This is a genomic window from Amycolatopsis sp. NPDC051716 (assembly GCF_040681595.1).
Lineage (GTDB): Bacteria > Actinomycetota > Actinomycetes > Mycobacteriales > Pseudonocardiaceae > Amycolatopsis.
On record NZ_JBFAZA010000022.1, the window covers coordinates 125,333 to 144,821 of the forward strand.

Here is a 19,489-nt window from a genome sequence, read left to right on the forward strand (position 1 = left end):
GGTGCCGTGTCAAGGCACGCTTTCCCGCCTTGACACGGCACCACCGTCCGTAGTCACAATCCGGCTTCGGGGTGGTGGGACTCCCAAAATCCACAAACAACCCAAGCCAACGTGGATAACTAGGCCTTCGCCGGAGCAGCAGGAGCAGCCGGAGCAGCCGAAGGACCAGCGGAAGCCGCCGAAGCCTTCGGAGCGGGCGCAGGCTTCCGGTCCCCGTTCGCGGCCGGAGAGGCAGGGGCAGCAGGAGCAGCAGAGGCATCCTCCGCCGGTGCCAGCAGCCGCATGGCTTCCTTCACCGCCACATCCGTCGCCGCGATCCGCTCGGCCACCTTCGCCCGCAGGTCCACCGCCAGCTTCCGGTTCTGATCCGCCGAAGCCTGCGCCGCCTGGGCCGAAGCCAGCGCGGCCTCCGTCTCCTGCTTCTTCCGCGCGAACTCCTCCTCGAAGGCCTTCTTCCGCGCAGCCAGCTCCGCGGCCGCCTTCTGGTCCGCCTCCTCGCGCAGAGCAGCCGCCGCCGCCTCGGCCGCCGCGTCCGCTTCCTTGCGGGCTCGCTCGGCCGCCGCCGCCTGCTCGACCCTCTTCGCGCCCGCCGCCGCGTTCAGCTTCTCGATCTCGCCCCTCGCCTGCGACAGCAGGCGGGCGCGTTCCTCCTCCGCGTCCTTCGCCAGCTTGTCGGCCGTGCGGCGGGTCTCGTGCGCGTACTTGTCCGCCTGGTCGCGGGTCGATTCCGCGTCCGCCTCGGCGGCCGAACGCAGGTCCGCGATCTCCTCCTCGGCGAGCTGCATCATCATCCGGACGCGCTCGGCCATCGCGCCCGCGCCGGACGGGCTCGAGCTCATCCTGGCCAGGGCGGCCTTCGTCTCGGCCAGCTCCTTCTGCGCGTACGCGAGGGCCTTCGTCAGGTCCGAGGACGTCGCGACGGCGTCGTCGCGGTTGCGGGACGTCTCGCGCAGCTCCTTGGTCAGCTCGGCGAGACGCGCGTCGACCTGACGCTGGTTGTAGCCGCGGACACCGACGGCGAACTGGGCAGTCTTCGGAGCGGACTGGGGCTTCTCAGGCGCGACCATCGGGCCACCTTAATGAGCAAGGGTCCTTCGATGCGTACCGCCAAACGGATGCATCACGAATATTGGAACCCCCGGTGACGCATGGCATCCTGAACCGTCGGCCGGACGTGAGGAGTTCACTGTGGACATACCGGCCGTCCTCGCGGACATCGGCGCGCACTGGCCGGTCTACGCCACCATGCCGCTCATCGCCGCCCTGATCGGCTACCTCACCAAGCGCGTCGCCATCGAGATGATGTTCCGGCCCCTGGAGTTCGCCGGCGTCAAACCCTTCGGCTGGCAGGGCGTCATCCCGGCGAACGCGCGGCGGATGGCCACCACGGCCGTCGACCTGCTGACCCGCAACCTCGTCGACCCGCAGGAGATCTTCGCCCGGCTCGACCCGGAAGAAATGGTCAAAGAGCTCGAACCGCCCCTGCTGAAGGCCGTCGAGGAGGTCACGCGGGAGGTCATGGAGACCTACCAGCCGCGGCTCTGGGAACTGCTGCCGGCGCGGGCGCAGCAGTTGCTCGTCGACCAGATCCGCGCGCAGGCGCCGATCGTCGTCAAGCGGCTGCTGCGGGAGGTCTCGGCCAACATCGACGACGTCCTCGACGTCGACGACATGCTGATCAACGCCATGGTCCGCGACAAGTCGCTGACCTGCCGGCTGATCCGCGAGGTCGCCGCGCCCGAGTTCCGGTTCATCGCCCGCTCGGGGATCTGGTTCGGGTTCGTGATCGGGCTCGTCCAGTTCGCCGCCTGGGCGCTGACCAAAGAGCCGCTCATCATGCCGGTCTTCGGTTTCGTCACGGGCTTCGTCACGGACTGGCTCGCCCTCAAGATGATCTTCTACCCGCGCGAGCCCCGCGGGTTCGGCGTCTTCCGCTGGCAGGGCATGTTCCAGAAGCGCCGCCAGGAGGTCGCCGCCGACTACGGTGCGCTGATCGCCGACGAGGTGCTCACCGTGCGGAACGTGATGGAGGCCGTGCTCACCGGGCCGCGTGCCGACAAGCTGTTCGCCATGGTCACCCGCGAGGTCCAGCGCACGATCGACGCGCAGGCGAGCATCGCCAAGCCGCTCGTCGCGCTGACCATCGGCGGCCGGCAGTACCAGGAGATGAAGCGCGCGGCCGCCGCCAAAGCGATCGAATTCCTCCCCGAAACGGTGAAACACGTCGAGAGCTACGCCACCGGTGCCCTCGACGTCCGGAACACGATCGTCACGAAGATGCGGCAGCTGACCCCGCTCGAATTCGAGGGCATCCTGAGGCCGGCCTTCAAGCAGGACGAGTGGAAGCTCATCGCCGTCGGCGCGGTCATCGGCGGCCTGGTGGGCGAACTGCAGGTGCTCCTGCTGCTCGGGTAGCCGGTACGGTTTCGATCTCGGGATCACGAGGGAGGCCGGAATGGACGCTGTCCTGCACGACCTCGCCCTGCACTGGCCGCTGTACGCGGCGATGCCGTTCATCGCCGCGCTGATCGGGTACGTCACCAAGCGGGTCGCCATCGAGATGATGTTCCGGCCGCTGGAGTTCGTGGGGATCCCGCCGCTGCTCGGCTGGCAGGGCGTCGTCCCGAAGCACGGCGGGCGGATGGCCGCGGTCGCGACCGAGCTGCTGACGGCGAACCTGCTGGACCTCAAGGAGGTCCTGGGCCGGATCGACCCGGTGATCATCACCAGCGAGCTGGAACAGCCGCTGCTGCGCGCGGTCGGCCACATCGCCCGCGAGGTGCTGGCCGAGCACCACCCGCGGCTGTGGGAGGTCCTGCCGACGCTGGCGCAGGAGCTGCTGATCAAGCAGGTCCAGGCGTCGGCGCCGCGACTGGTGCGGGACTTCCTCGACGACGTCCGCGAGAACCTCGACGAGGTGCTCGACGTCCAGCACATGACGGTCCAGCGGCTGACCCGCGACAAGAAGCTGCTGGTGCGGCTGATCCGCGAGACGTCCCGCCCGGAGATGGCGTTCATCGCGCGGATGGGCATCTACTTCGGGTTCGGGCTGGGTCTCGTGCAGACGATCGTGTGGGCGTTCACGCGCGAGCCGTGGGTGCTGCCGGTGTTCGGCGGCGTCATCGGGCTGTGCACGGACTGGCTGGCGATCAAGCTGATCTTCGTCCCCCGCGAGCCGGTGCGCGTGGGCCGGGTGATCCTCCAGGGCAAGTTCCAGCGCCGGCGGGCCGAGGTGGCGCGCCAGTACGGCGAGCTGATCGCGACCGAGGTCCTCACCGTCCAGAACCTGCTCGACGCGATCCTGCGCGGCCCCCGCGCCGACCGGCTGGCCGCCCGCGTGGAGCACCTGGTGTCGGAAACGGTCGACGCGCAGATGCCCCTGGCCTGGACGGTGGGCGGCACGCGCCTGCGCGAAATGAAGCACGCGGCGGCCCGCAAGGCGCTGGAGCAGCTGCCGGACACGGCCCGGTACGCCGAGGGCTACCTGACCGAGGCGATGGACGTCGCGAAGGTGATCGAGCAGCGGATGCTGGCGTTGACGCCACTGGAGTTCGAAGGCCTGCTGCGGCCGGCGTTCCGGCAGGACGAGTGGAAGCTGATCGCCGTCGGCGGGGTGATCGGGTTCGTGGTCGGGGAGCTGCAGGTCCTGCTGATGCTCGGCTGACCGGGTGACGCCACTAAACCCGGCGACGACCCGCGCGTGATCCGGGTGGCCATCCGGCCGACCAGGACACGCAGAGGGGAACGCTATGAGGAAGCTCGTCACCGCGGTCGTTCTTTCGCTCACCGGCCTGTTCGCGGGAGCAGGCGTTGCGTCCGCCGACGTAATCGTGGCGCCGGGGCAGTTCGGGCACGTGTGCAGCGGCTACCAGTACGCCCCGGGCAATTCGGCGCTGTACTGGCAGTCGTGCGCCTGGGCGGACAACAACGAGGTCTACTTCACCCTCCACCTCGGCAACGCCTCGGACTACAACTGGATCCCGTCCCGGGTGAACATCGGCTTCTACAAGTCCGGCTCGTACTACCCGTGCGCCTACATCACGAACTTCGCCGTACCAGCCCGTTCCGTGCGGCAGACGCCGAGCAACACGTGCGTCCTGTCGCGCGCCCGCGCGGCCTACCAGTCCGTCGGCTACCCCGCCGGAGGCAACGCCGCGATCAGCGACACGCTCCAGGTGCAGTAGGTCAAGCGGCAGCGACGAGGTCCGGGGCCGGGTCCACCGTGCGGACCCGGGTCCGGCGGTCGCGCTGCCAGGCGAGCACCCGGCAGACGACGTAGATCAGGAACGAAATCGTCGTCACGAACGCGCTCACCGGCAGCCCCGGGGCCAGCGACAGGACGATCCCGCCCACCGCCGAGACCTCGGCGAACACCACCGACAGCACCGTCGCCTTCCAGGGGGACGCCGTCACGCGGGCCGCCGCCGCGGCGGGTGTCACCATCAGCGCCACCACCAGCAGCGAGCCGACCACCTTCACGCTCAGCGCCGTCGAGACGCCCACCAGCAGCGCGAACACCACCGTCAGCGTCTTCACCGGGACCCCGCGCGCCACGGCCACGTTCCGGTCCACCGAAGCGAACAGCAACGGCCGGTACACCAGCGCGAGCACCGCCAGCACCACCACCGACGACACCACGAACAACGTCAGGTTCGTCGAGTCGATCGTGATGATCTGGCCGGTCAGGATCCCGAACTTGTTCCCCTGCCGTCCTTTGTAGAGCGCCAGGAACAACACGCCCAGCCCCAGCCCGAAGGACAGGATCACGCCGATCACCGAGTCGCGGTCGGCGTCACGCGCGCCGAGGATGCCCAGCAGCAACGCCGCCACCACCGCGCCGATCAGGGCGCCGTACTCGACGCCGATCCCGAGCAGCAGGGCCGCCGCGCCGCCGGTGAACGCCAGCTCCGACGTCCCGTGCACCGCGAACGACATCCGCCGCATCACGATCAGCGGGCCCAGCACCCCCGCCACCAGGCCGAGGATCGCCGCGGCCAGCAGTGCCGTCTGGACGCCCTCGAGCTCGGTGATCAGCTCCCAGGTCTTGCCGAAGTCGAACAGATCCAAGACTCAGCCCACTTGCTCTTCGACGTCGTGTTCGTGGTGGTGCGGCTCGCCCTCGCACAACGAGCTCTGTGCGCCCGCGATGTGGATCTGGCCGCCGACCTTGAGCACCTCGACCCGGGTGCCGTACAGCTGCGAAAGCGTCTCGGTCGTCATGACCTCGTCCGGCTTGCCGATCCGGAACTGGCCGTTGACCAGGTAGAGGACGCGGTCGACGAACGGCAGCACCGGGTTGATCTCGTGCGTCACGAACAGCACCGCCGTCCCCGCCGACCGCCGCCGGGAGTCGATCAGCTCGCTGATCGCGCGCTGGTGCGCCAGGTCGAGCGACAGCAGCGGCTCGTCGCACAGCAGCACCTCGGGGTCGCCGACCAGGGCCTGCGCCACCCGCAGCCGCTGCTGCTCGCCGCCGGACAACCGGCCGACGGGCTGCTTCGCGTACCGGGTCGCCCCGACGGCGGAAACAGCCGAAGCGACCTGACGACGTCGTGCCGAGATGCCCGGGAACCCGAAACCCCAGCGGTGCCCGTCGAGCCCCAGCCCGACGAGGTCGACGCCGCGCAGCGTCAGCGACTCGTCGATCGCGCGCTGCTGCGGGATGTACCCGACCTTGCGGTTCGCGCCGCCCGGGCGGCCACCCGCGATCTCGACCGTGCCCGCCGACAGGTCCTGCATCCCGAGCAGGGCCTTGAGGAAGCTGCTCTTGCCCGAGCCGTTCGGCCCCAGCACGGCGAGGAACTCCCCCGGCTCGACGACGAGGTCCAGCCCCGACCAGAGGGTGCGGGGGCCGAAAGCGAGGCCCGCGCCGCGGACCCGGACCGCGGGGCGTACGTCGTCCGATACGGGTGGCATGGCTACTTCAACGCCCCAGCCAGCTCGTCGACTTCCCCGGTCATCCAGCCAATGTAGTCCGTCACACCCGCCGGGAGCGTTTCGGTCACGCCGACCACGCCGATCCCCGCTTCCTTCGCCTGCTTGACGACGTCCTGGGTCAGCGGCGTCACGGTCTGCTCGTTGTCGATCAGCGCCTTCACCTGCTTGGTGGCGATCAGCTGCTTGTAGGCGCTGACGGCGCCGGCCGGGACGTCGGTGTCGTTCTCCACCGCGTCCGAAAAGGCCTTGGGCGTCGCGTCGGTGATCTTCGCGCTCGCCAGCAGGTAGTGCGCGACCGGCTCGGTGACGACGACCTTGGTGCCCGGGTGGGTGGTCCCGAGCTCTTCGAGCCGCTTCTCGAGCGCGTCGACCTTCGCCTTGAACGCGGTCGCGTTGTCGGCGAACTGCTGCTTGGCCGCCGGCTTGAGCTCGCCCAGCTGCGCGGCGAGCTGGTCGGCGACCTTGCCGACGCCCGGCAGGTCGTACCAGACGTGCTCGTTCTCGTCGCCGGTCGCGGCGATGTCGTAGGCGACGAGCTTCTTCGCGCTCCCCGCCTGCTCGGTGAGCTTGCCGAAGAACTCGTCGTACCCGCCGCCGTTGGACAGCAGCAGCTGCGCGCCCTTCGCCGCGAGGGCGTCGTCCGCCGTCGTCTCGTAGGAGTGCGGGTCGGCCGACGGGTCGTGGATGACCGACTTGACCTCGACGTTTTGGCCGCCGACGGCGCTGGCCACGCTGCCCCAGACGTCGGTCGACGCGACGACCTCGACCTTGCCGTCGCTGCCCACCTGTGCGCCGCCGCCGTCGGAGGACGTCCCGCCGGAGCACGCGGCCAAGGCGAACACGGACAGGGCCGAAGCGGCGGCGAGCACGCTCCTGGTGCGGCGGGAACTCATCTGAAGAACTCTCCCTGTAAGGCACTGAGACGCTAATGGAAACCGTTGTCAGATTCACCTTACCCCATCCGGATGACTTTCTGGCCATCAGATCGTGCTTTGGTGTATGCGTCTCCGCGCATGCGGATCGAGACATCGACCACGCGGGGTGTCTCTTCAGGAAACCGATCTGAACCGTTACGGTTTGCTGATGGGACGTCCTATTCGCACCCGGAGGCAGGCGACACTGGCGTCGCTCGCGGCGGAGCTCGGTGTGTCCAGGACCACGGTGTCCAACGCCTACAACCGGCCGGACCAGCTGTCCCCCGAACTGCGCCGCCGCGTCCTCGAGACCGCGCGGCGCCTCGGCTACCCCGGTCCCGACCCGGTCGCCCGCTCCCTGCGCACGCGCAAGGCGGGCGCGGTCGGGCTGCTGCTCACCGAGAACCTCTCCTACGCCTTCCGCGACCCCGCCGCCGTCGGTGTCCTCGAAGGACTGGCGCTGGCCTGCGAAGACGCCGGCGTCGGCCTGCACCTGGTGCCGGCCAGCCCGGGCCGCGAGGACGTCGCCGCGGTGCACCGGGCGGGCGTCGACGGCTTCGTCGTCTACTCCGTGCCGGACGACGACCCGCACCTGGCCGCGGTGCTCGAGCGGCCGGTGCCGACGGTGATCATCGACCAGCCCAGCCTCGAGGGCATCGACCGCGTCGGCCCGGACGACGCCGCCGCCGTCGGCAAGATCGCCGAGCACCTGGTGACGCTGGGGCACCGGCAGGTCGGCGTGATCTGCATGCGGCTGGCCCGCGAGCGCAACGACGACTTCGTCTCCGCGACCCGGCAGAGCGGCGCGCACTTCCACGTCCAGCGCACCCGGTTGGAGGCACTGGCCGTCGCGTTCTCGGCGGCGGGCGTCGACTGGGCGGGCGTCCCGGTGGTCGAGCGCTTCGACCACACGGTGGACGACGGTGCGTCCGCGGCCCGCCAGCTGCTGGACGCCTACCCGCAGATCACCGCGGTGATCTGCACCTCGGACATCCTCGCGCTCGGCGCCATGGCCGAAGCCGAGCGCCGCGGGCTGCGGGTGCCGCAGGACCTCACGGTCACCGGCTTCGACGGCATCGCCGAAGCCGAGCGCATCGGGCTCACCACGGTCCACCAGCCGGTCCTAGAGAAGGGCAAGGTGGCCGGGCGGCTGCTGCTCAGCTCGGGCGAGCGGAGCGCACCCAAGACGATCACCCTCCCGACCGAGCTGCGCGTCGGCCGGACGTCGGCGCCGCCGCGAACCGTCGAGGAGCCGTGGTTCGGCGGATAACGTCGTGACGTTGCCCTTAGTGCATTGCCCGCCGGGGTACTCACCAGGTCAAATGGAGTGGTACGCCCGCGCCGCGGGGCCACTGGCCGGAAGGTGACCGATGACCTCGATCGACGTACTGCTCAAGCGCAACCAGGAACTCGGCGAGGTGACGCCCGGCGACCGGTCGTCGCCGAAGCCGTCCCTCCAGGTGGCCGTCCTGACCTGCATGGACGCCCGGATCCGGGTGTTCGAGCTGTTCGGCCTCCTGCAGGGCGAGTCGCACGTCCTCCGCAACGCGGGCGGCGTGGTGACCGACGACATGATCCGTTCGCTGGCCCTGTCCCAGCGCAAGCTGGGGACGCGCGAGGTGCTGATCGTCCAGCACACCGAGTGCGGCCTCTCGATGGTGACCGAGGACGACTTCAAGGACGAGCTCGAGAGCGACACGGGCCTGCGGCCGACGTGGTCGGTCGAGGCGTTCCGCAACGTCGAGAACAGCGTCCGGACGTCGGTGGAGCGGGTGCGGCGCAGTGCCTACCTGCCGCACACCGAGACCGTGCGCGGGTTCGTCTACGACGTGAAGACCGGGAAGCTCACCGAGGTCCAGTAGGCTATCGTTCCCACTCAGATGTTTTCGACATCCGAATGGGAAGAGCATGCGCATTCTCTTCGCCGGGCTCGCGTCCGCCGGTCACACGTACCCGATGGTCCCGCTCGCGCTCGCGGCGCGGGACGTCGGGCACGAGGTGCACTTCGCCGCCGGTGAGCACGTCCACGCGCCGCTGCACCGGCTCGGGCTGAACCCGTTCCGGCCCGCGGACTCGTTCTACGAGATCTACGCCGAAGACCTCGAACCGGACCTGGCCCGGTTGCGCCCGGACCTGGTCGTGCACGGCTGGGGCGTCCCGGAGGTGGGCGTCGCCGCGCGGCGCGCCGGGATCCCGGCGCTCTGGCACGGGTTCGGCCGGATGTTCCCGCGCGACATCGGGTTCGAGCGCCCCACCGGCGGCGCGCACCTCGACATCTGCCCGCCGTCGTTGCAGGAAGCGGACTTCCTCGTGACCGCCGAGCGCATCGCCCTGCGTCCCGTTCCCTTCGCCGAGCCGGGCGACTTCCGGGGGCCGCTGATCTACCTGACCCTCGGCACCGCCTTCGGCACCCCGGAGGTGCTCACGACGGCGATCCAAGGACTGGCCGCCCTCGACGTGCCCCTGGTGGTGGCCACCGGCCGGGTGCGTCCCGAGGACCTCGGGCCGGTACCGGACCACGTCACCCTGCGGGCCTGGGTGCCGCAGGCGGCGGTGGTGCCGCACGCCGACCTGGTCGTGCACCACGGCGGCAGCGGCACCACGCTGGGCGCGCTCGCCGCGGGCGTGCCGCAGCTCGTCCTGCCGCAGGGGGCCGACCAGTTCGCCAACGCCGACACACTCGTCGCCGCCGGTGCCGCACTGCGCCTCCTACCCGGCGAGCTGAGCGCCGACGCCGTCACCGAACAGGCCCGGAAGGCGTCCTCCTGCCGCGAGACGGCCCGCACGTTCGCCGACGAGATCGCCGCCATGCCGTCGCCGGACGAGGTCGCTCGCGAGCTGCCGAAGTACGCGAAGTAGCCTCCCGGCGTGGCTGTGGACGCTGACGTACTGCTCGACTGGTTCTCCGCGCACGGCCGGGATCTCCCGTGGCGCGAGCCCACCTGCTCGGCCTGGGGCGTCCTGGTCAGCGAAATCATGCTGCAGCAGACCCCCGTCGTCCGGGTGCAGCCCATCTGGCTCGAGTGGATGGCGCGCTGGCCGTTGCCCTCGGCGCTGGCCGCGTCGTCGCAGGGCGAGGTCGTGCGGGCGTGGGGCAAGCTCGGCTACCCGCGCCGCGCGCTGCGGCTGCACGAGGCCGCCGGGGTCATCGCGCGCGACCACGGGGACGTCGTTCCGTCCGATGTGGACACTCTGCTCGCGCTGCCCGGGATCGGCGCCTACACCGCGCGCGCCGTCGCCGCGTTCGCCTACGGCCGGCGGGCGCCGGTCGTCGACACGAACGTGCGGCGGGTCGTCGCGCGGGCGGTGCACGGCGCCGGCGATGCCGGGCCCGCGTCCAACACCCGGGACATGGCCGACGTCGAGGCCCTGCTGCCGGCCGAGGACGCGCCCGCCGCGCGCTTTTCGGCGGCGATCATGGAGCTGGGCGCGTTGATCTGCACCGCGCGCGCCCCGAAGTGTGCGGACTGCCCCATCTACGCCGAGTGCGCGTGGCAGCACGCCGGCCGGCCCGAGTACGCCGGCCCGGCCAAGCCGGTGCAGCGGTACGCGGGCACCGACCGGTACGTCCGCGGACGGCTGCTCGACGTGCTGCGCGGCAGCGAAGGCCCGGTCGACAAGGCCCGCCTCGACCCCGTCTGGCACGACGTCGGCCAGCGCGACCGCTGCCTGGACTCCCTGCTGGTCGACGGCCTGCTGGAGCAGACCCGCGACGGGCTGTTCGCACTCCCGGGCGAACACTGACGCGTTACGACCAAAGTTGGTCAATAGTTGTCATCGGCGCGTTCCGGAGTTACCGTTTCACCCATGGTCACTGTTGACCGCCGGACCCTGCTCAAGGCGGGGGTGACCGCGACCGCGGCCGGCGCACTGGGGATGACGACCACGGGAACGGCCGGCGCGGCCGTTCCGGCACCGACGATCCACCCGACGTCCGACTGGGGCGCCCGGCCCGCCACCGGCACGATCGTGGTGGAGAACCACAAGCCGACGTACATCGTCGTGCACCACGCGGTCGACCCGCCGATGAACGACGACTTCTCGCTGGCGCGCGCGTACTACGTCTCGCGCTACATCCAGAACCTGCACATGGACAAGAACGGCTGGATCGACAGCGGCCAGCAGTTCACGAACAGCCGCGGCGGGTTCATCACCGAAGGCCGCCACCGCAGCCTCGAGATCCTGCGCGGCGGCACGCAGCACGTCCAGGGCGCGAACGTCGGAAACCACAACAGCGAGGTCATCGGCATCGAGAACGAGGGCCTGTACAGCACGGTCGACGTACCGCCCGCCCTGTGGAACTCGCTGGTCTCGCTCGTCGCCTACATCGCGAGCCAGTACGGCATCGCCCCGGAGTTCATCAAGGGCCACCGCGACTTCAACTCGACCGAATGCCCCGGCCAGGTGCTCTACAACCGGCTGCCGGAGCTCCGGACGGCCGTCGGCCGCGTCCTCGGCGTCGCGGTCGCGCGTACCGAGGCCGAGTGGCCGCTGCTCAAGCCGGGCGACACGGGCCGGCAGGTGCAGGTGGCGCAGCAGTTCCTGCGGAACTCCGGGTTCGGCGTCCCCACCGACGGCGTCTTCGGGAAGTCCACAAAGGACGCAGTGACCGCTTTGTCCGTTCAGGCCGGGTTGGCCCGCGACACGTGCACCGCGGCCAAGGCGTCCGACGAGACCGGCTTCCTGGGCGCGGACATCTGGCCGCTGATCGTCCCCTCGGATCGCTCCACGGCGGCCTGGCGAGCGGACCTGGCCCGGTCCTGAAGGGTCGACACGCGTGATTGAAAGGTCAACACGCGTGATTGGAGGGTCGACACGGCGGCACAACGGCGTGCACGGCGTGTCGTCCCTCTGATCACGCGTGTCGACCCCGCAATCACGCGTGTCGTCCGGTTCAGCAGGTCAGGACCTGGGCGAGGAAGGCCTCCACCGCGCCGCGGTAGATCTCCGGGGCCTCGTCGTGGGGGAGGTGGGCCGAGCCCGGCACCACCAGGTGTTTCGCGCCCGGGACGCGGTCGGCGACGAGCGCCTGCTGGCCCGGCGGCATCGCCGTGTGCTCGCCCTCGACCAGCAGCAACGGGCAGCGGATCGCCTCGACGACGTCCCAGTAGTCCCGGCGGCCCCATTCGGCGGCGATCACGTACAGGTCTTCGAGGTCGGCGACCAGGTGGAACCCATCGGCACGCTCCTCGACGCAGTCCGCGAAGTACCCGCCCGCGTCGCCGAAGAACTCCCGGACGTGGTCGAGCGAGGAGAACGGCACGGGCCAGCTCTCGAAGTACCCGCGCCAGGTCTCCACGGTCCGGCCGCGCTGGTCCGGCGCGAAGTCCTCCGACACGACCGCGCGCACCAGCTCCGGGTGCCGCGCGGCGGTCGCCCAGGCGTGCAGGCCGCCCATGGAGTGCCCGATGAGCACCGCCGGGCCCGCGTCGAGGGTCCGCAGCGCTTCGGCGACGTCGTCGGCGAAGCGCTCGGTCGTCCACGGCCCGACGCGCGGCGCGGTTCCGTGGCCGCGCGCGTCCAGGCCGTACACCGCGCCGTAGGGCCGGAGCCACTCCGCGACCCGCCACCACGTCCGCGCCCGGCCCATCAGGCCGTGGAGCAGAACGATCGGCACGCCGCTGCCGCCGAAACAGAGCACGCGGCCACCTAACCACAAAACCCCTGGTGCGGAACGTGACCAAACCGTCGCTGTCCATCACCTATGGTGGTGGGTGTGCGCCGCCGACCCACCGCCCTGGCCGTCTGCGCCGCGGTGATCGTCGCCGCGGCGTGCGGAGGCGACGCAGTCGCCCTGCCGCCCGCGCCGCCTCCGCTGCCACCCATGCACCCGCTGCCGGGCGCGGCCGGCGCCGGCGACCCGTACTACCCCGACGACGGCAACGGCGGTTACGACGCGCTCGGCTACCAGGTCGACGTGAAGTACGACCCGCCGAGCGGGCACCTCGACGGCGACACCACGGTGACCGCGAAGGCCACCCAGGACCTGAGCCGGTTCGACCTCGACCTGCGCGGGCTGGACGTGCACGGCGTCGAGGTCGACGGCAAGCCGGCGAAGTTCAGCCGCGAGAAGACCTTCGAGCTGGTCATCACGCCACCGGCCCCGATCCGGGCCGGGACGACGTTCCGCACGCGGGTCCGCTACGGCGGCGACCCGGCCAAGACCCCGCACGACGGCGGCAGCGAGAACGGCTGGAAGCACTCGTCCGACGGCGGCGCGTACATGGTCGGCGAGCCGCACTCGGCGGCGTTCTGGTACCCGGCGAACGAAACCCCGCGCGACAAGGCCACCTTCACGCTCACCGCGCACGTCCCGGCGGGCTGGACGGTGCTCTCGAACGGCCGCGAAGGCCCGCCCGGCACCTGGACCGAAGTCAACCCGGTGGCGAGCTACCTGACGACGATCGCGATCGGCAAGTTCGGTGTCGACAGATCGACGTTGCCGGACGGCACCCCGGTGGTCTCGGCGTACGCGCCGGGCGTCGAAGGCCGCCGCGCGGTCGGCGACCGCCTGCCGGAGGTGCTCGGCTTCCTGACCGCCAAATTCGGCCCGTACCCGCAGTCGGCGGCGGGCGGGATCTTCCTGAACGAGGACGTCCCGTTCTCGCTCGAGACGCAGACCCGGCCGACGTACGCGAAGTGGGCCGACCTGCCGACGCTGGTGCACGAGAACGCCCACCAGTGGTTCGGCGACTCGGTCTCGGTGCGCAACTGGTCCGACGTCTGCCTGAACGAGTGCTTCGCGTCGTACTCGCAGTGGCTGTGGGCCGAGCGCGAGGGCCAGAACCTGGACGACCGCTACCGCGCGGCCATCGAGATCACCCGCGGCAGCACGGACTTCTGGGCGCAGAAGCTGGTCGACATGGGGCAGGGCCACGAGTTCGAAGGCGTCTACAACAAGGGCATCCTGGCCCTGCACGCCCTACGCCGCGAAATCGGCGACCCGGCGTTCGCGAAGCTGTTGCGCGAGTGGCCATCCCGCTACCGCCACGGCAACGCGACCTGGTCCGACTTCGAAGCCATGGCGACCCGCCTCGGCGGCAAGAACCTGCGGCCGTTCTTCGACACCTGGTTCCGCGGCACGAAGCTCCCGGCGGACGCCGACCTGTTCCCCGGCTCACTGCGCAGCTGAACTGCCCAGCAGCGACCGCGTCAGCGCACTTCGGGCATCCTGCATCTCCCGCAACGCCGTCGTCAGCTCCGCGTCCCCGACCACGACGTCCTCCTCCGGCCGCGCACCCAGCGCCAGCAGCGACGCCCGGCGCAACAGCTCCTTCGCGAACGACGCCGTCATCCCCGCCGTCGCCTCGACGACCGGGTCCAGGTCCGCCGTCAGCTTCAGGCCGCGCGCGTACAGCCGCAGCAGTGCTTCACGCCCGGCCGCGTCCGGCAGGGGGATCTCCACCGCCAGGTCGACGCGGCCCGGGCGGTCCGCGAGGGCCTTCTCCAGCTCGCTCGCCCGGTTGGTGGTGAGCAGGAACGTGACGTCGGCGTCGCCGCCCACGCCGTCCATCGCGTCGAGCAGCGTGAACAGCAGGGGCTGGACCATCGGGCCGTAGCTGCGGTCCTGCGCGATCAGGTCGACGTCCTCCAGCACGACCACGCTCGGCTGCAGCCGCCGCGCCAGCTCCGCGGCCTTGCCCACGAGCTTCATCGCCGTGCCGGTCAGGATGATCACCGTGGTGGCCGGCAGGCGGCCCATCAGGTAGCGGACCGTGTGCGTCTTGCCGGTGCCGGGCGGGCCGTGCAGCAGCAGCCCGCGCTTGAGGTGCTGGCCCGCCGCCAGCAGCCGCTCGCCGTGCTGCGCGATGCCGATCGTGTGCCGTTCGATCGCGTCGAGCACGCCGTCCGGCAGCACGACCTCCTCGACGGTCAGCGCCGGCCGCGGGAGGAACGTGAGCAGCTCGTTGCCGCGGTGCTCGCTGGTGCCGAAGGCCAGCACCTGGCCGCGCAGGAGGTCGCGCTCGGCCATCAGGCGCTCGACGCGGTCGCGCACTTCGGTGGCGGTCGCCCGCGACGTCGCCAGGACCTCCAGCCGGCACTGCTCCAGCCCCCACTGCGGGTTGGCGCCGCGGATCGCGAGCAGCACCGGCTCGCCGCCCGGGGCGTGCGTGCCGACCAGCCCGAGCTGCACCGCCTCGGTCGCGGCGTCGGGCCCGATCGCCGTGGTCGTGTAGTCCACCGACCCGAGCTCGTACATGCCGTGCCGGCGCGCGGTGGCGAGCATCCCGATCAGGTCTTCGTGCGTGCGCTGGCCGCCCGCGATGCCGAACCAGCCCACGGCCGTGCCGTGCGCCGCGAGGTAGGCGTCGACCCCGCTCTGGATGTTGGCGTGCTCCCACATCGGCCAGTTGCGGGTGACGACCACCACCTCCGGCAACGGCGCCCCGAGGTGGCCGGTCACGCGCTCGAGCAGTTCGCTGCCCCCGCCGCCCGCGACCTCGTCGGCCGTGGCGCGGACGATCCGGGCGAGATCGGTGGCGAGGTCGCGCTCGGTGCTCCCCATGTCTCCCACAGTGGCACGGATCACACTGCCGAGCCAACTATGGTGGAGGACATGAGTGTCGTGAAGATCAACGCGATCGAGGTTCCCGAGGGAGCCGGCCCCGAGCTGGAGAAGCGGTTCGCCGCGCGCATGCACTCCGTCGACCAGCAGCCGGGCTTCCTCGGCTTCGAGCTGCTGCGGCCGGTTTCCGGCGAGACGCGCTACTTCGTGTACACGAAGTGGGAGACCGAGGAGCACTACCAGGCGTGGGCGACCGGCGGCCCGGCCGCGGCGGCGCACGCGGGCGAGCGCGCCAAGCCCGTGTCCACCGGCGCGAACCTGCTCGAGTTCGAGGTCGTCCTCGGTTCGCAGCCGGGTGAGTGAGCTCGCCGCCAAGCTCCTGGACGGCGCCGGCGCGCTGCTGATCTGCGCCGGCGCCGGCATGGGCGTCGACTCCGGGCTGCCGGATTTCCGCGGCGGCGAAGGGTTCTGGCGCGCGTATCCGCCGTACGCCCGGCTCGGGCTGCGGTTCGAGGAGCTCGCCGACCCGCGGCACTTCGCCGGCGACCCCGAGCTGGCCTGGGGCTTCTACGGGCACCGGCTGGAGCTCTACCGCAAGACCGTGCCGCACGACGGCTTCCGGCTGCTGCGCGAGTTCGGCGCGAACCTGCCCCACGGCGCCCGCGTGTTCACGTCCAATGTGGACGGCCAGTTCCAGGCGGCGGGCTTCGAGTGCGTGGCCGAGGCGCACGGCTCCATCCACCACTTGCAGTGCCTGGCCGGGTGCACGGACGACATCTGGCCGGCCACCGGCGTCACCGTGCCGATCGACCCGGAAACGATGCGTGCGGTGCCGCCGCTGCCGTCGTGCCCCCGCTGCGGCGGCCTCGCCCGGCCCAACATCCTGATGTTCGGCGACGTCTCCTGGGTCCCGGACCGCAGCCAGGCGCAGCTGGACGAGCTGACGGCGTGGCGCCGGACCGCCCGGGACCTCGTGGTGGTGGAACTGGGCGCGGGCCAAGCCGTCCCGACGGTCCGCCGCTACGCCGAACTGGCCAGCGCGGCCACCGGCGCGCTGATCCGCATCAACCCGCGGGAACCCGAGATCCGGCACGGCCGGGGCGTGTCGATCGCCGCCGGAGCGCTGGAAACGCTGACGCGGCTCCTGCCGGGCTGATCACGGCAGGCGGACCTCGGCGAACACCGCCCGGTGATCGCTGCCGGCGACGTCGAACACGCGGTAGTCCAGCACCGCCGCGCGGTTGTCCACCGCCACGTGGTCGATCGTCACCACCGGCAGCGACGACGGCCACGTCGGGGCCAGTCCTTCGCCGCGCTCCTCCGCCGCGTCGCGGTAGCCGCGGGCCAGCACCGTGCGGTAGGCCGCGTGGTCCAGCGTCGCGTTGAAGTCGCCGGCCAGGATGCGCAGGCCGTGCTCGCCCGCCGGCTGCGAGAGGTCCTTGATCTCGCGCTCCCACCCCGGTGTGTCGACGTCCGGGGAGATCGGGTGGACGGCGACGATCTCGGCCACCACGCCGTCGCCCAGGTCGGCCTCCGCGCCCGGCTGCTTGGCCGCCGAGTCACCGGTCAGGTTGACCTCCTTCAGCGGGAAGCGGGCCGCGATCCCCGAGCCGAACGCGCCCGGCGCCGGGTGCAGCACCCGGTACGGCAGCACGTCGAACAGCCCGGCCGCGGTCAGCCGGTCGACCGCGGACGGCGTCATCTCGACCAGGTTCAGCACGTCGATCCGCTGCTCGCGCACCAGGTCGACGACGGCCTTCGGGTCCGCTCGGCCGTAGAGCAGGTTCGAAGCGAGGACGCGCAGGGTCTTGCCCTGCACGGCGCGTTGTTCGCTCGCCGACATCCGCGGCAGGACGAGGACGGCCAGCGCGAGCGCCAGCACCAGCGCGACCCCGCCGATCCACCACCGCCGCAACGCCAGCGCGAGCCCGCCGGCGAGCGCACCCGCGGCCGCCCCGAACGGCGTCAGCGCCAGGGCGATCAGCGTGTACCAGCCGCCGTCGAAGCCGAGCAGGCGCAGCGCCGCCAGCAGCGCCAACGGCACCACCGGGACCACCAGCAGGGCCGTGACGAGCGGGTTCTTCCGCCGCGACCGCGTCTCTTCCGCAAGCACCATGCTGCCGAGTATGCCGAGACCGGCGCCGGGCGGCCCGGGCGCCGACAACTCCTCCACAAGATCTCCACCAGCGCCTGCCAGCCGCTGACAGCGCGCTGTGCGTGGCCTGCCAGCGCGAACCCCCACTGTGATCACAGAAGCGACGAGTGAAGGAGGACGCCCATGTCGCACGCGATCCAGGCCGAGGGCCTGGTCAAGAAGTTCGGGGACACGACGGCGCTGGACGGGGTGGATCTCGAGGTCCCGTTCGGCCAGGTCGTGGGGGTGCTCGGGCCGAACGGCGCGGGCAAGACGACCGCCGTCCGGATCCTCGCGACCCTGATGAAACCGGACGCCGGCAGAGCCACGGTCGGGGGCTACGACGTGGTCGCCGACCCGGTCCGCGTCCGCAGCCTGATCGGGCTGACCGGGCAGTACGCGTCGGTCGACGAGGACCTCAACGGCATCGAGAACCTCGTCCTGATCGGACGGTTGTACGGCCACTCCCGCGCCCAGTCCAAGGCCCGCGCCGCCGAGCTGCTCGAGCGGTTCGAGCTGACCAAGGCGGCCAAGCGGCCGATCCGGACGTACTCGGGCGGCATGCGGCGGCGGCTGGACCTGGCCGCCAGCCTCGTCGGCCGGCCCGAGGTGCTCTACCTCGACGAACCGACCACCGGGCTCGACCCGCACGCCCGCAACGAGGTCTGGGACGTCGTCCGCGGCCTCGTCGCCGAAGGCGCGACGGTGCTGCTGACCACGCAGTACCTGGAGGAGGCCGACCAGCTGGCCGACAAGATCACCGTGTTCGACCACGGCCGGGTCGTCGCCGACGGCCGGGCCGACGAGCTGAAGCGCCGCGTCGGCGGGCAGACGCTGCAGGTCCGGCCGACCCAGCTGTCCGACATGGACGCCGTCAACCGGATCCTCGGCGACCTCTCCGGCGTCCGGCCGACCCGCGACGACGCCTCCGGGCTGCTCACCGCGCCGGTCAACGACCCGGTGCTGCTGTCCACCCTGGTCCGCAAGCTCGACGAGGCCGGGATCACCGCGGACGAGCTGGCGCTGCGGCTGCCCAGCCTCGACGAGGTGTTCCTCGCCCTCACCGGGCACACCGCCGAACAGTCCACCGAAGACAAGACCCTCGAAGGGAGCCTGGCATGACGACGCTGGCCCTCGACCGCCCGGCCCCACCGCGGCACATCAGCCCCGGCAAAGGCTTCCAGCACGCGCTTTCGCTGGCCTGGCGCGGCATCCTGAAGATCCGCAAGAACCCCGAACAGCTCGCCGACGTCACCTTGATGCCCATCGTCTTCCTGGTGATCTTCGTCTACCTGTTCGGCGGCGCGCTGTCCGGCTCGACCGACGCCTACCTGCAGATGGTCGTGCCCGGCATCATCGTGATGAACATCCTGCAGGCGTGCCTCACCGTGGGCACGAACCTCAACACCGACGTCACCAAGGGCGTGTTCGACCGGTTCCGGAGCATGCCGATCGCCCGCTCGGCACCCCTGATCGGTGCCGTGCTCGCCGACGTCGTGCGGTACGTCGTGTGCCTGGCGGTGCTGATGGTCGTGGCGACGATCATGGGCTACCGGATCGCGACCAGCCCCGGCGAGTTCGCCGTGGCGATCCTGCTCGCGCTGGCGTTCGGGCTGGCCTTCTGCTGGGCCTCGGTGTTCGTCGGCATGGTGATGAAGTCGCCGGGCTCGGCGCAGGCGCTGATGTTCGTCTTCATCATGCCGCTGACCTTCGGCAGCAACGTGTTCGTGCAGACGAACACCATGCCGGGCTGGCTGCGGGCGTGGGCGGACATCAGCCCGGTCAGCCTGATGGCGAACGCGCTGCGCGGCCTGATGAACGGCGGCGCGGTGGCCGGCCCGCTGACCGGGGCGCTGGCCTGGATGGCCGGTGCGGTGATCGTGTTCTTCCCGCTGGCCACCTGGGCCTACCGCCGGCGGGTCGGATAGGCGCCGACGCACGGGGGTGAGTCGCGCCAAGGGGAAGCCGGCGGGGACGTTCGCGGGGGCGGACGTCCCC

General features: G+C 71.1%; 20 protein-coding genes. 13 read left to right on the forward strand and 7 right to left on the reverse strand.

The window, feature by feature from the left end:
- Positions 1–119 precede the first annotated feature (119 nt).
- Entirely contained in the window at positions 120–1,067 is a 948-nt protein-coding gene (locus AB0M30_RS28740; RefSeq protein ID WP_364589664.1) for a hypothetical protein, read from the reverse strand.
- Between the two features lie 121 nt (positions 1,068–1,188).
- Between AB0M30_RS28740 and AB0M30_RS28745 the strand changes: the two genes are divergently transcribed.
- From AB0M30_RS28745 to AB0M30_RS28755, 3 genes are all read left to right on the forward strand, one after another.
- Complete coding sequence (locus tag AB0M30_RS28745; RefSeq protein ID WP_364589667.1) at positions 1,189–2,415, forward strand: DUF445 family protein; 1,227 nt, start codon at positions 1,189–1,191, stop codon at positions 2,413–2,415.
- 40 nt (positions 2,416–2,455) lie between these two features.
- Positions 2,456–3,664, forward strand: a complete 1,209-nt coding sequence (locus AB0M30_RS28750; RefSeq protein ID WP_364589669.1) for a DUF445 domain-containing protein — start codon at positions 2,456–2,458, stop codon at positions 3,662–3,664.
- A gap of 85 nt (positions 3,665–3,749) precedes the next feature.
- Entirely contained in the window at positions 3,750–4,184 is a 435-nt protein-coding gene (locus tag AB0M30_RS28755) for a hypothetical protein (protein WP_364589672.1), read from the forward strand.
- A gap of 1 nt (position 4,185) precedes the next feature.
- Here the strand turns inward: AB0M30_RS28755 and AB0M30_RS28760 are convergent, their stop codons facing one another.
- Genes AB0M30_RS28760 through AB0M30_RS28770 form a run of 3 tightly spaced genes read right to left on the reverse strand, consistent with a single transcriptional unit; the run spans position 4,186 to position 6,830 of the window.
- Entirely contained in the window at positions 4,186–5,067 is an 882-nt protein-coding gene (locus tag AB0M30_RS28760) for a metal ABC transporter permease (protein ID WP_364589675.1), read from the reverse strand.
- Between the two features lie 3 nt (positions 5,068–5,070).
- The gene (locus tag AB0M30_RS28765; RefSeq protein ID WP_364589682.1) at positions 5,071–5,916 is read right to left on the reverse strand and encodes a metal ABC transporter ATP-binding protein; all 846 of its coding nucleotides are present in this window, start codon (positions 5,914–5,916) and stop codon (positions 5,071–5,073) included.
- 2 nt (positions 5,917–5,918) lie between these two features.
- Positions 5,919–6,830, reverse strand: coding sequence for a zinc ABC transporter substrate-binding protein (locus tag AB0M30_RS28770; RefSeq protein WP_364589684.1), 912 nt, complete (start codon positions 6,828–6,830; stop codon positions 5,919–5,921).
- Positions 6,831–7,020: 190 nt separating this feature from the next.
- Here AB0M30_RS28770 and AB0M30_RS28775 point away from each other — a divergent pair, with 190 nt between their 5' ends.
- From AB0M30_RS28775 to AB0M30_RS28795, 5 genes are all read left to right on the forward strand, one after another.
- Positions 7,021–8,121 (forward strand): LacI family DNA-binding transcriptional regulator, encoded by a 1,101-nt coding sequence (locus AB0M30_RS28775; RefSeq protein ID WP_103343591.1) that lies wholly within the window; start codon positions 7,021–7,023, stop codon positions 8,119–8,121.
- Between the two features lie 100 nt (positions 8,122–8,221).
- Positions 8,222–8,713 carry a carbonic anhydrase gene (locus AB0M30_RS28780; protein ID WP_364589687.1) on the forward strand — a complete coding sequence of 164 codons (492 nt, stop codon included), beginning with the start codon at positions 8,222–8,224 and terminating at the stop codon, positions 8,711–8,713.
- A gap of 46 nt (positions 8,714–8,759) precedes the next feature.
- On the forward strand, positions 8,760–9,710 hold the full coding sequence (locus AB0M30_RS28785) for a glycosyltransferase (RefSeq protein ID WP_364589690.1): 951 nt from the start codon (positions 8,760–8,762) through the stop codon (positions 9,708–9,710).
- Positions 9,711–9,719: 9 nt separating this feature from the next.
- The gene (locus AB0M30_RS28790) at positions 9,720–10,595 is read left to right on the forward strand and encodes an A/G-specific adenine glycosylase (RefSeq protein WP_364589693.1); all 876 of its coding nucleotides are present in this window, start codon (positions 9,720–9,722) and stop codon (positions 10,593–10,595) included.
- Positions 10,596–10,658: 63 nt separating this feature from the next.
- Positions 10,659–11,615: an N-acetylmuramoyl-L-alanine amidase gene (locus AB0M30_RS28795; RefSeq protein WP_364589696.1), complete on the forward strand. Its 957-nt coding sequence runs from the start codon at positions 10,659–10,661 to the stop codon at positions 11,613–11,615.
- Between the two features lie 130 nt (positions 11,616–11,745).
- On the opposite strand, the gene AB0M30_RS28800 is transcribed toward AB0M30_RS28795, so the two are convergent.
- Complete coding sequence (locus tag AB0M30_RS28800; protein WP_364589699.1) at positions 11,746–12,492, reverse strand: alpha/beta hydrolase; 747 nt, start codon at positions 12,490–12,492, stop codon at positions 11,746–11,748.
- Positions 12,493–12,567: 75 nt separating this feature from the next.
- Here AB0M30_RS28800 and AB0M30_RS28805 point away from each other — a divergent pair, with 75 nt between their 5' ends.
- Positions 12,568–13,983, forward strand: coding sequence for a M1 family metallopeptidase (locus AB0M30_RS28805; RefSeq protein WP_364589702.1), 1,416 nt, complete (start codon positions 12,568–12,570; stop codon positions 13,981–13,983).
- Here the strand turns inward: AB0M30_RS28805 and AB0M30_RS28810 are convergent.
- Positions 13,969–15,357, reverse strand: coding sequence for an ATP-binding protein (locus AB0M30_RS28810; RefSeq protein WP_364589704.1), 1,389 nt, complete (start codon positions 15,355–15,357; stop codon positions 13,969–13,971). The two genes, AB0M30_RS28805 and AB0M30_RS28810, sit on opposite strands and share 15 nt — an antisense overlap.
- A 51-nt stretch (positions 15,358–15,408) precedes the next feature.
- On the opposite strand from AB0M30_RS28810, the gene AB0M30_RS28815 reads away from it, so the two are divergent.
- A complete protein-coding gene (locus tag AB0M30_RS28815) occupies positions 15,409–15,720 on the forward strand; it encodes an antibiotic biosynthesis monooxygenase (protein ID WP_360164305.1) in 312 nt (103 codons plus the stop codon).
- Positions 15,713–16,513: a Sir2 family NAD-dependent protein deacetylase gene (locus AB0M30_RS28820; RefSeq protein ID WP_364589707.1), complete on the forward strand. Its 801-nt coding sequence runs from the start codon at positions 15,713–15,715 to the stop codon at positions 16,511–16,513. Before AB0M30_RS28815 ends, AB0M30_RS28820 begins: the two co-directional genes overlap by 8 nt.
- On the opposite strand, the gene AB0M30_RS28825 is transcribed toward AB0M30_RS28820, so the two are convergent.
- The gene (locus AB0M30_RS28825; RefSeq protein ID WP_364589710.1) at positions 16,514–17,530 is read right to left on the reverse strand and encodes an endonuclease/exonuclease/phosphatase family protein; all 1,017 of its coding nucleotides are present in this window, start codon (positions 17,528–17,530) and stop codon (positions 16,514–16,516) included. It lies immediately after the preceding gene.
- Between the two features lie 105 nt (positions 17,531–17,635).
- On the opposite strand from AB0M30_RS28825, the gene AB0M30_RS28830 reads away from it, so the two are divergent.
- Together AB0M30_RS28830 and AB0M30_RS28835 are read left to right on the forward strand one after the other, a co-directional pair.
- Positions 17,636–18,613 carry an ATP-binding cassette domain-containing protein gene (locus tag AB0M30_RS28830; protein ID WP_364589713.1) on the forward strand — a complete coding sequence of 326 codons (978 nt, stop codon included), beginning with the start codon at positions 17,636–17,638 and terminating at the stop codon, positions 18,611–18,613.
- Positions 18,610–19,419 (forward strand): ABC transporter permease, encoded by an 810-nt coding sequence (locus tag AB0M30_RS28835; RefSeq protein WP_364589716.1) that lies wholly within the window; start codon positions 18,610–18,612, stop codon positions 19,417–19,419. The genes AB0M30_RS28830 and AB0M30_RS28835 overlap by 4 nt, the downstream gene beginning before the upstream one ends.
- Positions 19,420–19,489: the final 70 nt, after the last annotated feature.

What these genes read in the sequence shown, in the direction of transcription:
- AB0M30_RS28755 (WP_364589672.1), top strand. Translation starts at nt 3,750, where the DNA reads ATGAGGAAGCTCGTCACCGCGGTCGTTCTTTCGCTCACCGGCCTGTTC.
- AB0M30_RS28810 (WP_364589704.1), bottom strand. Translation starts at nt 15,357, where the DNA reads ATGGGGAGCACCGAGCGCGACCTCGCCACCGATCTCGCCCGGATCGTC.
- AB0M30_RS28740 (WP_364589664.1), bottom strand. Translation starts at nt 1,067, where the DNA reads ATGGTCGCGCCTGAGAAGCCCCAGTCCGCTCCGAAGACTGCCCAGTTC.
- AB0M30_RS28835 (WP_364589716.1), top strand. Translation starts at nt 18,610, where the DNA reads ATGACGACGCTGGCCCTCGACCGCCCGGCCCCACCGCGGCACATCAGC.
- AB0M30_RS28770 (WP_364589684.1), bottom strand. Translation starts at nt 6,830, where the DNA reads ATGAGTTCCCGCCGCACCAGGAGCGTGCTCGCCGCCGCTTCGGCCCTG.
- AB0M30_RS28780 (WP_364589687.1), top strand. Translation starts at nt 8,222, where the DNA reads ATGACCTCGATCGACGTACTGCTCAAGCGCAACCAGGAACTCGGCGAG.
- AB0M30_RS28815 (WP_360164305.1), top strand. Translation starts at nt 15,409, where the DNA reads ATGAGTGTCGTGAAGATCAACGCGATCGAGGTTCCCGAGGGAGCCGGC.
- AB0M30_RS28785 (WP_364589690.1), top strand. Translation starts at nt 8,760, where the DNA reads ATGCGCATTCTCTTCGCCGGGCTCGCGTCCGCCGGTCACACGTACCCG.
- AB0M30_RS28765 (WP_364589682.1), bottom strand. Translation starts at nt 5,916, where the DNA reads ATGCCACCCGTATCGGACGACGTACGCCCCGCGGTCCGGGTCCGCGGC.
- AB0M30_RS28750 (WP_364589669.1), top strand. Translation starts at nt 2,456, where the DNA reads ATGGACGCTGTCCTGCACGACCTCGCCCTGCACTGGCCGCTGTACGCG.
- AB0M30_RS28830 (WP_364589713.1), top strand. Translation starts at nt 17,636, where the DNA reads ATGTCGCACGCGATCCAGGCCGAGGGCCTGGTCAAGAAGTTCGGGGAC.
- AB0M30_RS28775 (WP_103343591.1), top strand. Translation starts at nt 7,021, where the DNA reads ATGGGACGTCCTATTCGCACCCGGAGGCAGGCGACACTGGCGTCGCTC.
- AB0M30_RS28795 (WP_364589696.1), top strand. Translation starts at nt 10,659, where the DNA reads ATGGTCACTGTTGACCGCCGGACCCTGCTCAAGGCGGGGGTGACCGCG.